Here is a 13,340-nt window from a genome sequence, read left to right as displayed (position 1 = left end):
TCGATGTCGAGCTGATCGTGCCGATCGCCATGGAAGAGAAGCTGCGCTTCGCCATCCGTGAAGGCGGCCGCACCGTCGGTGCCGGCATCGTCGTCACCATCAAAGAGTAATTTGGACTTAAACCGATCTGTCGCGGGCGCTGCCCGCGCCGCGCCAGAACAAGGAAGTGACGCATGAACGGACAGAATATCCGCATCCGCCTGAAGGCGTTTGATCACCGCGTGCTCGACGCCTCGACGAAGGAAATCGTGTCGACGGCCAAGCGCACCGGTGCCAACGTCCGCGGCCCCATTCCGCTGCCGACGCGGATCGAGAAGTTTACGGTCAACCGGTCGCCCCACGTCGACAAGAAGAGCCGCGAGCAGTTCGAGATGCGCACGCACAAGCGTCTGCTCGACATCGTCGATCCGACCCCGCAGACCGTCGATGCTTTGATGAAGCTCGATTTGGCGGCCGGTGTGGACGTCGAGATCAAGCTCTAAGGAACGAGAGGCGAGGAAGGGGCGGTGCCCCTGGCCCGGAACTCTAAAGGAATTGAACCGATGCGTTCAGGTGTGATTGCAAAGAAGGTGGGGATGACCCGCATCTATAACGATGCCGGGGAACATGTTCCCGTCACTGTTCTCCAGATGGAGAACTGCCAGGTCGTGGCGCAGCGCACGCAGGAGAAGAATGGCTACACCGCCGTTCAGCTCGGCGTTGGCCTTGCCAAGGTGAAGAACACGTCGAAGGCGATGCGCGGCCATTTCGCGACCGCTTCCGTCGAGCCGAAGGCGAAGGTCGCCGAGTTCCGCGTCTCCGCCGACAACATGATCGATGTCGGCGCCGAGATCACGGTCGAGCATTTCGTCGCCGGCCAGAAGGTCGATGTGACGGGCACGACAATCGGCAAGGGTTTTCAGGGCGTCATCAAGCGCCACCACATGGGTGGTGGCCGCGCGACCCACGGTAACTCGGTCTCGCACCGTACGCACGGTTCGACCGGCCAGCGCCAGGACCCGGGCAAGGTGTTCAAGGGCAAGCATATGGCTGGCCACATGGGCGATACCCGCGTCACCACGCAGAACGTCGAGATCGTATCGACCGACGCCGACCGCGGCCTGATCCTGATCCGCGGTGCGGTTCCCGGATCGAAGGGCGCCTGGATCCTGGTCCGCGATGCGGCCAAGGTGGCACTGCCGGCCAACGCGCCGAAGCCCGCCGCGATCCGCGCTGTCGCCAAGAACGAGGCTCCGGCCACAGAGGGAGCGGAATAATGGATCTCAAGATCACAACGCTGGGCGGCAAGGACGCCGGCAAGGTGAAACTCTCCGAGGAGATTTTCGGCCTTGATCCGCGCGAGGACATCCTGCAGCGCGTCGTGCGCTGGCAGCTCGCCAAGAAGCAGCAGGGCACGCACAAGACCAAGGGTCGCGCCGAAATCGCGCGCACCGGCGCCAAGATGTACAAGCAGAAGGGTACGGGCCGCGCCCGCCACCATTCGGCACGCGCTCCGCAGTTCCGCGGCGGCGGCAAGGCCCACGGCCCGGTCGTTCGCAGCCACGAGCACGATCTGCCGAAGAAGGTTCGCGCGCTTGGCCTCAAGCATGCTCTCTCGGCCAAGGCCAAGAGCGCGTCGATCATCATCATCGACGAGCTGAAGCTGACCGAGGCCAAGACCAAGGCACTGATCGCGAATTTCGCGACGCTGGGCCTGACCAACGCCCTGGTGATTGGCGGCGCCGAGCTTGACAACAATTTCAAGCTGGCCGCGACCAACATCCCCAACATCGACGTGCTGCCCATCCAGGGCATCAACGTCTACGACATTCTGCGCCGCGGCACGCTGGTCCTTTCCAAGGCCGCCGTCGAGGCTCTCGAGGAGCGCTTTAAATGACCGACCTTCGTCATTACGACGTGATCGTCTCGCCGGCGATCACCGAAAAGTCGACCATGGCCTCCGAGCAGAACCAGGTCGTCTTCAACGTCGCCAAGAAGGCGTCGAAGCCGGAAATCAAGGCCGCCGTCGAAGCCCTGTTCGGCGTCAAGGTGACGGCAGTGAACACGCTTGTCCGCAAGGGCAAGATCAAGCGCTTCCGCGGCACGATCGGCCGCCAGAGCGACGTCAAGAAGGCGATCGTGACGCTGGCCGAAGGCCAGTCGATCGACGTCGCGACGGGTCTCTGAGCAAGGCCGCGAGGACAGGACAATGGCACTTAAAAAATTCAACCCGGTAACGCCGAGCACCCGCCAGCTGGTCATCGTCGACCGCTCGGGCCTCTACAAGGGCAAGCCCGTCAAGGGTCTGACCGAAGGCCTGACCAAGTCGGGCGGCCGCAACAATCACGGCCGCATCACGGCTCGCTTCATCGGCGGCGGTCACAAGCGTTCGTACCGCATCATCGACTTCAAGCGCCGCAAGTTCGACGTCGTCGGCACGGTCGAGCGCATCGAATACGATCCGAACCGCACCGCCTTCATCGCGCTGATCAAGTATGACGATGGCGAGCTGTCCTACATCATCGCTCCGCAGCGTCTGGCTCCCGGCGACAAGATCGTGTCGGGCGAAGCGGTCGACGTGAAGCCGGGCAATGCGATGCCGCTGGCCTCGATGCCGGTCGGCACCATCGTCCACAACATCGAGCTGAAGCCGGGCAAGGGTGCCCAGGTCGCTCGTTCGGCGGGTGGCTATGGCCAGCTCGTCGGTCGCGACCAGGGCATGGCGATCCTGCGCCTCAACTCGGGCGAGCAGCGTGTCGTTCACGGCTCCTGCATGGCCACCGTCGGCGCCGTTTCCAACCCGGACCACGGCAACATCAACGACGGCAAGGCCGGCCGCACGGTGTGGCGTGGCAAGCGTCCGCACAATCGCGGCGTGACCATGAACCCGGTCGACCATCCGCACGGCGGTGGTGAAGGCCGCACCTCCGGTGGCCGTCATCCGGTCAGCCCGTGGGGCAAGCCGACCAAGGGCAAGAAGACGCGGTCCAACAAGGCGACCGACAAGTTCATCCTGCGCTCGCGCCATCAGCGCAAGAGCTAAGAAGAGGTAACGCCAGGTGACTCGTTCTATTTGGAAAGGCCCCTTCATCGACGGCTACCTTCTCAAGAAGGTGGACAAGGTTCGTGAAGGTGGTCGCAATGAGGTGATCAAGATGTGGAGCCGTCGCTCCACCATCCTGCCGCAGTTCGTCGGCTTCACCTTCGGTGTCTACAACGGCCAGAAACATGTTCCCGTCTCGGTGAACGAGGACATGGTCGGTCACAAGTTCGGTGAATTCGCTCCGACCCGGACCTATTACGGTCACGGCGCGGATAAGAAGGCGAAGAGGAAATAATCATGGGCAAGGCCAAAGCTCCGCGCAGGCTTGCTGACAACGAAGCGCGCGCCGTGTTGCGCACGATCCGTATCAGCCCGCAGAAGCTGAACCTGGTTGCCGCGCTGATCCGCGGCAAGAAGGTCGCGACAGCGCTTTCCGATCTCGAATTCTCGGCCAAGCGGATTTCCGGCACGGTCAAGAAGACGCTGGAATCGGCGATTGCCAACGCGGAAAACAACCACGACCTCGACGTCGATGCGCTGATCGTGGCGGAAGCCTATGTCGGCAAGTCGATCGTCATGAAGCGGTTCCACGCTCGTGGCCGTGGTCGCGCCAGCCGTATCGAGAAGCCGTTCTCGCACCTCACGATCGTCGTTCGTGAAGTCGAAGAAAAAGGGGAGGCCGCATAATGGGCCAGAAAGTCAATCCGATCGGTCTTCGCCTCGGCATCAACCGCACCTGGGATTCGCGCTGGTTCGCGAACACCGGCGAGTACGGCAAGCTGCTGCATGAGGACATCAAGATCCGCAAATATCTTGAGAAGGAACTCAAGCAAGCCGCGATCTCGAAGGTCGTGATCGAGCGTCCGCACAAGAAGTGCCGCGTCACCATCCACGCAGCGCGCCCGGGTCTGATCATCGGCAAGAAGGGCGCCGACATCGAGAAGCTTCGCAAGAAGCTGATGGAGATGACGAAGTCCGAGACGCACCTCAACATCGTCGAGGTGCGCAAGCCGGAAATCGACGCGACCCTGGTCGCCCAGTCGATCGCCCAGCAGCTCGAGCGCCGTATCGCGTTCCGCCGCGCCATGAAGCGCGCCGTGCAGTCGGCGATGCGTCTCGGTGCCGAAGGCATCCGCATCAACTGCGCCGGCCGTCTCGGCGGCGCCGAGATCGCGCGCATGGAATGGTACCGCGAAGGCCGCGTGCCGCTGCATACGCTGCGCGCCGATGTCGACTACGGCACGGCCGAGGCGAATACGGCGTACGGCATCTGCGGCGTCAAGGTCTGGGTGTTCAAGGGCGAGATCCTCGAGCACGACCCGATGGCTTCGGAGCGTCGCGCGACTGAAGGCGAACATGCGCATGGCGGTGGTGGCGAACGCGAACGCGGTCGTCGTCGCGAGAACGCCTGAGACATTTAGGAATTTGGAGTTAGAACGATGCTGCAGCCAAAGCGCACAAAGTTCCGCAAGCAGTTCAAGGGCCGTATCCATGGTACCGCAAAGGGCGGCACCAACCTGGATTTCGGTGGTTTCGGGCTGAAGGCGCTTGAGCCGAACCGCGTCACCGCGCGTGAGATCGAGGCGGCCCGCCGCGCGATCACTCGTGAAATGAAGCGCGCTGGCCGCGTCTGGATCCGTATTTTCCCAGATCTGCCGGTCACCTCGAAGCCCACCGAAGTCCGCATGGGCAAGGGCAAGGGCGCGGTCGATTACTGGGCGGCGCGCGTCAAGCCGGGCCGCATCATGTTCGAGATCGACGGCGTCAATGAAGAAACCGCCCGTGAGGCGCTGCGTCTCGGCGCGGCCAAGCTCTCGGTCAGGACGCGCTTCGTACAGCGCATCGCAGAATAAGGACGGGCTGATCATGAAAGCCGAAGACATCCGGACCAAGACCCAGGACCAGCTGACCGACGATCTGGCCAGCCTGAAGAAGGAGCAGTTCAACCTGCGCTTCCAGAAGGCCACCGGCCAGCTTGAGAAGACCGCGCGCGTGAGACAGGTCCGCAAGGACATCGCGCGCATCAAGACCATCGCTGCGGAAAAGTCCGCGGCTAAGAAGGCTTAAGGACGAAAACCATGCCAAAGCGCATTCTGCAGGGCACCGTCGTCAGCGACAAGAACGAGAAGACGGTTGTCGTCAAGGTCGAACGGCGCTTCACGCATCCCGTGATGAAGAAGACCGTGCGCATGACCAAGAAGTACAAGGCGCACGACGAGAACAACGCCCACAAGGTTGGCGATCAGGTGTTCATCCAGGAATCGAAGCCGATTTCCAAGGACAAGCGCTGGATCGTCGTGTCTTCGGACCAAGCCTGATCTCTGGGCGTAAACAAACGAATTTTGGACAGACCGGGGAGGGGCTTCGAGCCCATCCCGTTAGAAAAGAAGAAGGCGGCCAGTCATGATTCAGATGCAAACAAACCTCGACGTCGCGGATAATTCCGGCGCCCGTCGTGTCATGTGCATCAAGGTGCTGGGCGGCTCGAAGCGGAAATACGCTTCCGTGGGCGACATCATCGTGGTGTCGATCAAGGAAGCCATTCCGCGCGGCCGCGTTAAGAAGGGCGATGTGATGAAGGCGGTCGTGGTTCGCACGGCCAAGGACATCCGCCGCCCGGACGGCAGCGTGATCCGTTTCGACAAGAACGCGGCTGTTCTCGTCGACAACAAGAAAGAGCCGATCGGCACGCGTATCTTCGGACCGGTTCCGCGCGAACTCCGCGCCAAGAACCACATGAAGATCATCTCGCTCGCGCCTGAAGTGCTGTAAGGAGCCGGACCAATGCAAAAGATTAGAAAAGGCGACAAGGTCGTCGTGCTGGCCGGCAAGGACAAGGGCCGTTCAGGCGAAGTCCTCTCGGTTCAGCCGAAGGAAGACACCGCGCTGGTGCGCGGCGTCAACATGATCCGTCGTCACCAGAAGCAGTCCCAGTCCCAAGAGGGCGGGATCATCACCAAGGAAGCGCCGATCCAGCTGTCGAACATCGCGCTGGCCGACCCCAAGGATGGCAAGCCGACCCGCGTCGGCTTCATCTTCCAGAAGGACGGCAAGAAGGTGCGCGTCGCCAAGCGCTCGGGAGAAGTCATCAATGGCTAAGGCTCAAACCAAGCAGGCGACTGCTCAGAACACGCCGCGCCTCAAGCAGGTCTACAACGAGACCATCCGCAAGGCCTTGCAGGAGCAGTTCGGCTACGACAACGAGATGCAGGTTCCGCGCATCGACAAGATCGTGCTGAACATGGGCGTCGGCGAAGCGACCGGCGATTCGAAGAAGCCTTCGATCGCGGCCGAGGACCTGGCGATGATCGCCGGCCAGAAGGCCGTCGTCACCCGCGCCCGCAATTCGATCGCTGGCTTCAAGGTCCGCGAGAAGATGCCGATCGGCGCCAAGGTCACGCTGCGCAAGGAACGCATGTACGAGTTCCTCGACCGCCTCGTGAACATTGCGCTGCCGCGCGTCCGCGACTTCCGCGGACTCAATCCGAAGAGCTTCGATGGCCGTGGCAACTACGCCATGGGCATCAAGGAACACATCGTGTTCCCGGAGATCAACTACGACAAGGTTGATCAGATCTGGGGCATGGACGTCATCGTTTGTACGACTGCGAAGACGGACGACGAAGCCAGGGCACTGCTCAAGGCCTTCAACTTCCCCTTCCGCCAGTAACGGCAGCGAGAAAAGGAAAAATCTGAAATGGCAAAGACCAGCTCAGTCGAGAAGAACAACAGGCGCCGCAAGCTTGCCGACCAGTACGGTCCCAAGCGCGCTGCCCTGAAGGCGATCATCATGGATCAGTCCAAGCCGATGGAAGAGCGTTTCCGCGCTCAGCTCAAGCTTGCTGCCCTGCCGCGCAACTCGGCCAAGATCCGCATCCGCAACCGCTGCGAAGTCACCGGCCGTCCGCGCGCCTACTATCGCAAGCTCAAAGTATCGCGCATCGCGCTTCGGGATCTCGGCAATAACGGCCAGATCCCGGGCCTGGTCAAGTCGAGCTGGTAAGGAGGACATAACATGTCATTGAGCGATCCTCTCGGCGATATGCTGACCCGCATCCGCAACGCCTATGGCCGCAAGAAGTCGAGTGTCTCGACCCCGGCCTCGCGTCTGCGTACCCGCGTCCTCGACGTGCTGAAGGCTGAAGGCTATATCCGCGACTACAGCCAGACCGACTTCGACAACGGCAAGTCCGAAATCGAAATCGAGCTGAAGTATTTCGACGGTGCGCCGGTCGTGCGCGAAATCGCCCGCGTCTCGAAGCCGGGCCGCCGCGTCTACGTTTCGGCCAAGTCGATTCCGCATGTCGCCAACGGCCTCGGCATCGCCATCCTTTCGACGCCGAAAGGCGTGATGGCCGACCACGAAGCGCGCGAACAGAACGTCGGTGGGGAGATCCTCTGCCAGATCTTCTGATCTGGCAGCGCGATCCCGAAAAATGGAATCCGGTCTTCGGATCGTTCCGAAGACAGAGACCTGAAACAAGAGAAGTGACGAGGACAACAAAATGTCTCGTATTGGAAAGAAACCCGTTTCGCTGCCGCAGGGCGTGACCGCGACCGTCAACGGCCAGACCGTGACGGCGAAGGGCCCCAAGGGCGAGCTGAAGTTCGTGGTGAACGACGAAGTGCTGGTCAAGATGGAAGGCAGCGAGATCGCTGTCCAGCCGCGCGACCAGACCAAGACCGCCCGCTCCAAGTGGGGCATGTCGCGCACGCAGATCGTCAACATTCTGCAGGGCGTCAAGGACGGCTTCGAGAAGAAGCTTGAGATCACCGGCGTCGGGTATCGCGCCGCGCTTCAGGGCAAGAACCTGCAGCTAGCGCTTGGCTTCAGCCACGACGTCGTCTACGAGACGCCGGCCGGCATCACCATCACGGTGCCGAAGCCGACCGAAATCACCGTGGCCGGCATCGACAAGCAGCAGGTCGGCCAGGTTGCCGCCGAGATCCGCGAATATCGTGGTCCCGAGCCTTACAAGGGCAAGGGCGTCCGTTACGCCGGCGAGAAGATCGTCCGTAAGGAAGGCAAGAAGAAGTAGTGGGTTGACCCCGAAAAGTCGCAGACTTTTCGGAAAGGGCCAAGCCAAGAAGTGTAGCGCCGCGGGGAGCGGTCGCGGGAGGCGCTTTCGCCTACCGCACAGGGCGGCCCCCGTTTTTTGAAGGCAAGGAAGACCACCATGGGTACCAAAGAAGCCACGCTGCGCCGCGCGCATCGCGTCCGCCGCCAGATCAAGAAGGTCGCCGGCGAGCGTCCGCGCCTGTCGGTGCACCGCACGTCGAAGAACATCTATGTTCAGGTTATCGACGACGCCAAGGGCCACACCATCGCTGCCGCATCGACGCTCGAGAAGGACCTCAAAGGTTCGCTCAAGACCGGCGCCGACACTGCTGCCGCCGCCGCGATCGGCAAGCTGATCGCCGAGCGCGCCGCCAAGGCCGGCGTCAAGGAAGTCGTCTTCGATCGCGGTCCGTACATCTATCACGGCCGCGTCAAGGCACTGGCCGAAGCTGCCCGCGAAGGTGGTCTGAGCTTCTAATGCTTGATCCCGAACCGGAGGTCAGCGCAGCAAAAAGTTGCAGACTTTCGGATAGGATCATGCAAAGGAAAAAATGATTTTCGCCCCCGGCAACCCACAGAGGTGCCGGATCTTATCAGCAACCGTGCTTCCGGAAAAAAACAAGGAACAGGATATGGCACAGGAACGTAGGGATGGCGGCCGCGGCCGCGATCGTGAAGAGCGCGATGACGGCATGGTGGACAAGCTCGTCCACATCAACCGCGTCGCCAAGGTCGTCAAGGGTGGCCGCCGCTTCGGCTTTGCAGCACTCGTCGTCGTCGGCGACCAGAAGGGCCGCGTCGGCTTCGGTCACGGCAAGGCGCGCGAAGTGCCGGAAGCCATCCGCAAGGCGACCGAATCGGCTAAGCGCGACATGATCTTCGTGCCGCTGCGCTCGGGCCGCACGCTGCACCACGACGTCGAAGGACGCTGGGGCGCGGGACGCGTTCTGCTGCGCGCAGCCAAGCAGGGTACCGGCATCATCGCCGGCGGCCCGATGCGCGCCGTCTTCGAGACGCTCGGTATGCATGACGTGGTCGCCAAGTCGATGGGTTCGTCGAACCCCTACAACATGGTTCGCGCCACCTTCGACGCGCTGAAGAGCCAGATGCATCCCAAGGATGTGGCTGCCGCGCGCGGCATCAAGTATTCGACCCTTCAGGCCCGCCGCGGCACCGCCGTCGCGGCTGAAGAATAGTCGATCTGACCAGGGATTTTGACCATGGCCAAGAAAGCAACCAAGACCATCACCGTTGAGCAGATCGGTTCGCCGATCCGCCGTCCGAAGGAGCAGCGCGCGACGCTGGTCGGCCTCGGCCTCAACAAGATGCACAAGCAGCGCACCCTGGAAGATACGCCTTCCGTGCGCGGCATGATCGCTGCCGTTCAGCATCTCGTCCGCGTCGTGGACGAGGGCTGATCAGAAGCGCAGGAGAACTCAGATGAAACTCAACGATCTGCGTGACAAGGACGGCGCGACGCACTCCAAGAAGCGTCTCGGCCGTGGCATCGGCTCCGGCTCGGGCAAGACAGCCGGTCGCGGCGTCAAGGGCCAGAAGGCGCGCTCCGGCGTTGCTGTCAACGGCTTCGAGGGTGGCCAGATGCCGCTGTATCGGCGCCTGCCGAAGCGTGGCTTCAACAACATCTTCGCCAAGAGCTTTACCGTCGTCTCGCTGGCCCGCATCCAGGTGGCCATCGATGCCAAGAAGCTCGATGCCAAGGCAACCGTGACGGCTGAATCGCTGGTTGCTGCCGGCGTCATCCGTCGCGTCAAGGACGGCGTGCGCATTCTCTCGGACGGCGAGATCAAGGCGAAGCTCGCCTTCGACGTGGCCGGTGCCTCCAAGGCCGCGATCGAGAAGATCGAAAAGGCCGGCGGCTCGGTCAAGTTGCCGGAGACGGCGGCTGCCGAGTAACAGCAATTTGAAGCGCGGCCGGCAAGAGCGGGAACCGTTTTTGCTCGCGATCGCGCTTTGATCTGCTCAATCAGGCGGCCGCGTCAACGCGGCCGCTTGCATGTTTACAGCCCGGAGCTTATCTCGTGAGTTTCGGTGCGACGCGCCGCCTGACCTCAGGGCCATCAAGCGTTACCAAGCGGAGAATCAGGCATGGCTTCGGCTGCTGAACAACTAGCCTCGAATCTGAATTTCTCGGCCTTCGCCAAGGCGGAGGATCTGAAGAAACGCATCTGGTTCACGATCGGCGCCTTGCTCGTCTATCGTCTCGGCACCTATATCCCGCTTCCGGGCATCAACCCCGACGCGTTCGCGCAGGCCTTCTCCTCGCAGAGCAAGGGCGTGCTCGGCATGTTCAACATGTTCGCCGGCGGCGCCGTGCAGCGCATGGCGATCTTTGCGCTCGGCATCATGCCTTACATCTCCGCCTCCATCATCATGCAGCTGATGACCTCGGTCATCCCGTCGCTGGAAGCGCTGAAGAAGGAAGGCGAGCAGGGCCGCAAGGTCATCAACCAATACACCCGCTACGGCACCGTGCTTCTAGCGCTGGTGCAGGCCTATGGCATTTCGGTGGGCCTCGAGGGCGGCAACGGCATCGTCAGCGATCCCGGCATGTTCTTCCGCATCTCGACCGTCGTCACGCTGGTCGGCGGCACCATGTTCCTGATGTGGCTCGGCGAGCAGATCACCGCGCGCGGCATTGGCAACGGCATTTCGCTGATCATCTTCTCCGGCATCGTCGCCGGCCTGCCGCATGCCATCTCCGGTACGCTGGAACTTGGCCGCACCGGCGCGCTGTCGACCGGCCTGATCCTGGCGATCATCGTGCTCGCCATCGTCGTCATCGCGCTCATCGTGTTCTTCGAGCGCGCCCAGCGCCGCTTGCTGATCCAGTATCCGAAGCGCCAGGTCGGCAACCGCATGTTCCAGGGCGATACCTCGCACCTGCCGCTCAAGCTCAACACGTCGGGCGTTATCCCGCCGATCTTCGCCTCGTCGCTGCTCCTGCTGCCGGCCACCATCGCCGGCTTCTCGCAGACGACGAACATGCCGGCCTGGGCGAGCACCATCCTGGCCTCGCTCGGCCACGGCCAGCCGCTCTACATGGCTTTCTACGCGGCGATGATCGTGTTCTTCGCCTTCTTCTACACCGCGATTGTCTTCAATCCGAAGGACACCGCCGACCAGCTCAAGAAGCATTCGGGCTTCATCCCGGGCTATCGTCCGGGAGAGCGCACCGCCGATTACATCGATTACGTTCTCACCCGCATCACCGTCGTCGGCGCCATCTATCTGGTGCTGGTGTGCCTGCTGCCGGAGTTCCTGATCTCGGCGACTGGCGTACCATTCTACCTCGGTGGCACATCGCTTCTGATCGTGGTCAGTGTCACGCTCGATACGGTTGCGCAGATTCAGGGCCACCTGATCGCGCACCAGTATGAAGGCCTGATCAAGAAGTCGAAGCTCCGCGGGGGGAAGAAAGCCAGATGAGGTTGATTTTGCTTGGGCCGCCAGGAGCGGGCAAGGGGACACAAGCACAAAGACTGGTAGAAAAACACGGCATACCCCAGCTTTCGACGGGCGACATGCTGCGTGCCGCGGTCCAGGCCGGAACGGAAGTCGGCAAGCGCGCCAAGGCGGTGATGGATGCCGGTGAACTCGTGTCCGACGCCATCGTCAACGCCATCGTTGCCGAGCGCATCGACCAGCCGGACTGCGCCGGGGGCTTCATCCTCGACGGCTATCCACGCACGCTGCCACAGGCTGACGCGGTCGAGGCGATGCTCGGCGAACGCGGCATCGGCCTCGACACGGTGATCGAGCTGGTCGTCGACGACCGGGCCCTGGTCGGCCGGATCGTCAAGCGCGCCGAGGAGGCCAAGGCGGCCGGGCAGCCGGTCCGCAAGGATGACAATCCCGCGGTGTTCGAAGAGCGTCTGCGCGAGTACTACAAGAAGACCGCACCGCTGACCGGCTACTACTACGCCAAGGGCAAGCTCAAGGGCGTCGACGGCATGGCCAGCATCGACGCGGTGACCGCCGAAATCGAGGCGGTGCTCGCCGCGGCGGCACAAGGGGCTGAGGAAAGTTAAGAATTGGCTTGACGGCGACGGATCGCTGCGGTATGGCGGCCCGTCTTCCTATCAGGCGTGAACTTTGCTTGTCCGCAAGGGCAAGGCAGTCGTTTTGAACTGGAAACACCCGCAAGGGCCGGCCTCCACCGGACGCGGGGCAATCTTGAAGCGCCGGGCCTGCCTTTTTTCGAAGGTTGGCCGGCCCATATGGAGAAGAGAGAACATGGCTCGTATAGCCGGCGTCAACATTCCGACCAACAAGCGCGTCGTCATTGCGCTTCAATATATTCACGGCATTGGCAAGAGGTTCGCCCAGGAGATCGTCGACAAGGTCGGCATCCCGGCCGAGCGCCGCGTCAACCAGTTGACCGACGCCGAAGTGCTCCAGATCCGCGAGACGATCGACCGCGACTATCAGGTGGAGGGCGACCTGCGCCGCGAAGTGTCGATGAACATCAAGCGGCTCATGGACCTCGGCTGCTACCGCGGCCTGCGTCACCGCCGTTCGCTGCCGGTTCGCGGTCAGCGCACGCATACCAACGCACGTACCCGCAAGGGCCCGGCCAAATCGATCGCCGGCAAGAAGAAGTAATTTTTAGGGGAATAAGGGAGTAGGGGAGTAAGGCAGTAGGGAATGCCCGCCGATCAGGCCGTACTTTCCTACTCCCTTACTGCCCTATTCCCCTACTCCCTTACGAAGGTGGAGCCGCTGGCATTACGGCGGTGCAGAGATCAACTGAAAGGACTATCATGGCCAAGGAAGCCGCTCGTGTTCGCCGTCGCGAACGCAAGAACATCTCGTCGGGCGTTGCCCACGTCAATTCGACCTTCAACAACACGATGATCACCATCACCGACGCGCAGGGCAATTCGATTGCCTGGTCGTCGGCCGGTGCCCAGGGTTTCAAGGGTTCGCGCAAGTCGACCCCGTTCGCCGCCCAGATGGCTGCCGAGGACGTCGCCAAGAAGGCCCAGGAACACGGCATGCGCATGCTCGAAGTCGAGGTCTGCGGACCTGGCTCGGGTCGTGAATCGGCTCTGCGTGCCCTGCAGGCGGCCGGCTTCACCATCACCTCGATCCGTGATGTGACGCCGATCCCGCACAATGGCTGCCGCCCGCGCAAGAAGCGCCGCGTCTAATTATTGAACGCCGCGCGAACGCTACAAGGCGTTCCTCCGCGGTATTCCAGGTCGCCCGCCACGATTGGATGGTGGCGGGTCAACGGAA

General features: G+C 62.2%; 26 protein-coding genes. All 26 read left to right on the top strand.

What is annotated here, in order from left to right; all coding sequences use genetic code 11:
• On the top strand, positions 1-110 hold a 110-nt coding region (locus NKI49_RS31020; protein ID WP_502900317.1), incomplete at its 5' end, for an EF-Tu C-terminal domain-related protein.
• A 63-nt stretch (positions 111-173) separates the two neighbouring features.
• On the top strand, positions 174-482 hold the full coding sequence (gene rpsJ / locus NKI49_RS31015; protein ID WP_010909272.1) for a 30S ribosomal protein S10: 309 nt from the start codon (positions 174-176) through the stop codon (positions 480-482).
• Between the two features lie 60 nt (positions 483-542).
• The gene (rplC, locus tag NKI49_RS31010) at positions 543-1,256 is read left to right on the top strand and encodes a 50S ribosomal protein L3 (protein WP_027026957.1); all 714 of its coding nucleotides are present in this window, start codon (positions 543-545) and stop codon (positions 1,254-1,256) included.
• A complete protein-coding gene (gene rplD, locus NKI49_RS31005; protein ID WP_027026958.1) occupies positions 1,256-1,876 on the top strand; it encodes a 50S ribosomal protein L4 in 621 nt (206 codons plus the stop codon). The genes rplC and rplD overlap by 1 nt, the downstream gene beginning before the upstream one ends.
• Positions 1,873-2,166, top strand: coding sequence for a 50S ribosomal protein L23 (locus NKI49_RS31000; RefSeq protein WP_027026959.1), 294 nt, complete (start codon positions 1,873-1,875; stop codon positions 2,164-2,166). Before rplD ends, NKI49_RS31000 begins: the two co-directional genes overlap by 4 nt.
• Before the next feature lie 22 nt (positions 2,167-2,188).
• Positions 2,189-3,022, top strand: a complete 834-nt coding sequence (gene rplB / locus NKI49_RS30995; RefSeq protein WP_027026960.1) for a 50S ribosomal protein L2 — start codon at positions 2,189-2,191, stop codon at positions 3,020-3,022.
• A gap of 16 nt (positions 3,023-3,038) precedes the next feature.
• On the top strand, positions 3,039-3,317 hold the full coding sequence (rpsS, locus tag NKI49_RS30990) for a 30S ribosomal protein S19 (protein WP_006205463.1): 279 nt from the start codon (positions 3,039-3,041) through the stop codon (positions 3,315-3,317).
• Positions 3,318-3,319: 2 nt separating this feature from the next.
• Entirely contained in the window at positions 3,320-3,709 is a 390-nt protein-coding gene (rplV, locus tag NKI49_RS30985) for a 50S ribosomal protein L22 (RefSeq protein ID WP_006205462.1), read from the top strand.
• A complete protein-coding gene (gene rpsC / locus NKI49_RS30980; protein ID WP_027026962.1) occupies positions 3,709-4,434 on the top strand; it encodes a 30S ribosomal protein S3 in 726 nt (241 codons plus the stop codon). The genes rplV and rpsC overlap by 1 nt, the downstream gene beginning before the upstream one ends.
• Positions 4,435-4,461: 27 nt before the next feature.
• A complete protein-coding gene (gene rplP, locus NKI49_RS30975; protein ID WP_027026963.1) occupies positions 4,462-4,875 on the top strand; it encodes a 50S ribosomal protein L16 in 414 nt (137 codons plus the stop codon).
• Between the two features lie 13 nt (positions 4,876-4,888).
• Complete coding sequence (rpmC, locus tag NKI49_RS30970; RefSeq protein WP_006205459.1) at positions 4,889-5,089, top strand: 50S ribosomal protein L29; 201 nt, start codon at positions 4,889-4,891, stop codon at positions 5,087-5,089.
• 11 nt (positions 5,090-5,100) lie between these two features.
• Positions 5,101-5,340: a 30S ribosomal protein S17 gene (rpsQ, locus tag NKI49_RS30965; RefSeq protein WP_010909280.1), complete on the top strand. Its 240-nt coding sequence runs from the start codon at positions 5,101-5,103 to the stop codon at positions 5,338-5,340.
• A gap of 85 nt (positions 5,341-5,425) precedes the next feature.
• Positions 5,426-5,794 (top strand): 50S ribosomal protein L14, encoded by a 369-nt coding sequence (gene rplN, locus NKI49_RS30960; RefSeq protein ID WP_006205457.1) that lies wholly within the window; start codon positions 5,426-5,428, stop codon positions 5,792-5,794.
• Between the two features lie 12 nt (positions 5,795-5,806).
• Positions 5,807-6,121 carry a 50S ribosomal protein L24 gene (rplX, locus tag NKI49_RS30955; RefSeq protein ID WP_013531428.1) on the top strand — a complete coding sequence of 105 codons (315 nt, stop codon included), beginning with the start codon at positions 5,807-5,809 and terminating at the stop codon, positions 6,119-6,121.
• Positions 6,114-6,692 (top strand): 50S ribosomal protein L5, encoded by a 579-nt coding sequence (gene rplE, locus NKI49_RS30950; protein WP_023717521.1) that lies wholly within the window; start codon positions 6,114-6,116, stop codon positions 6,690-6,692. Before rplX ends, rplE begins: the two co-directional genes overlap by 8 nt.
• A gap of 27 nt (positions 6,693-6,719) precedes the next feature.
• Positions 6,720-7,025: a 30S ribosomal protein S14 gene (gene rpsN, locus NKI49_RS30945; protein WP_010909282.1), complete on the top strand. Its 306-nt coding sequence runs from the start codon at positions 6,720-6,722 to the stop codon at positions 7,023-7,025.
• Positions 7,026-7,037: 12 nt separating this feature from the next.
• Positions 7,038-7,436 (top strand): 30S ribosomal protein S8, encoded by a 399-nt coding sequence (gene rpsH, locus NKI49_RS30940; RefSeq protein ID WP_006205453.1) that lies wholly within the window; start codon positions 7,038-7,040, stop codon positions 7,434-7,436.
• Between the two features lie 91 nt (positions 7,437-7,527).
• Positions 7,528-8,061: a 50S ribosomal protein L6 gene (rplF, locus tag NKI49_RS30935; RefSeq protein WP_013895694.1), complete on the top strand. Its 534-nt coding sequence runs from the start codon at positions 7,528-7,530 to the stop codon at positions 8,059-8,061.
• A 138-nt stretch (positions 8,062-8,199) separates the two neighbouring features.
• Positions 8,200-8,559 (top strand): 50S ribosomal protein L18, encoded by a 360-nt coding sequence (gene rplR / locus NKI49_RS30930; protein ID WP_352601813.1) that lies wholly within the window; start codon positions 8,200-8,202, stop codon positions 8,557-8,559.
• A 154-nt stretch (positions 8,560-8,713) separates the two neighbouring features.
• The gene (gene rpsE, locus NKI49_RS30925) at positions 8,714-9,277 is read left to right on the top strand and encodes a 30S ribosomal protein S5 (RefSeq protein WP_006333394.1); all 564 of its coding nucleotides are present in this window, start codon (positions 8,714-8,716) and stop codon (positions 9,275-9,277) included.
• A 24-nt stretch (positions 9,278-9,301) separates the two neighbouring features.
• A complete protein-coding gene (gene rpmD / locus NKI49_RS30920; protein ID WP_006205449.1) occupies positions 9,302-9,499 on the top strand; it encodes a 50S ribosomal protein L30 in 198 nt (65 codons plus the stop codon).
• Positions 9,500-9,521: 22 nt separating this feature from the next.
• Positions 9,522-9,995, top strand: coding sequence for a 50S ribosomal protein L15 (gene rplO, locus NKI49_RS30915; RefSeq protein WP_352601811.1), 474 nt, complete (start codon positions 9,522-9,524; stop codon positions 9,993-9,995).
• A 192-nt stretch (positions 9,996-10,187) separates the two neighbouring features.
• Positions 10,188-11,528, top strand: coding sequence for a preprotein translocase subunit SecY (gene secY / locus NKI49_RS30910; RefSeq protein ID WP_027026968.1), 1,341 nt, complete (start codon positions 10,188-10,190; stop codon positions 11,526-11,528).
• A complete protein-coding gene (locus NKI49_RS30905) occupies positions 11,525-12,130 on the top strand; it encodes an adenylate kinase (protein ID WP_352601809.1) in 606 nt (201 codons plus the stop codon). Before secY ends, NKI49_RS30905 begins: the two co-directional genes overlap by 4 nt.
• Positions 12,131-12,335: 205 nt before the next feature.
• Positions 12,336-12,704, top strand: coding sequence for a 30S ribosomal protein S13 (rpsM, locus tag NKI49_RS30900; RefSeq protein WP_013531437.1), 369 nt, complete (start codon positions 12,336-12,338; stop codon positions 12,702-12,704).
• A 158-nt stretch (positions 12,705-12,862) separates the two neighbouring features.
• Entirely contained in the window at positions 12,863-13,252 is a 390-nt protein-coding gene (gene rpsK / locus NKI49_RS30895) for a 30S ribosomal protein S11 (protein WP_006205444.1), read from the top strand.
• The last annotated feature ends 88 nt before the right edge of the window (positions 13,253-13,340 follow it).

The sequence above is a fragment of the Mesorhizobium sp. M0587 genome (assembly GCF_040320945.1).
GTDB lineage: Bacteria > Pseudomonadota > Alphaproteobacteria > Rhizobiales > Rhizobiaceae > Mesorhizobium.
This window is presented reverse-complemented; position numbering and strand designations above follow the sequence as displayed.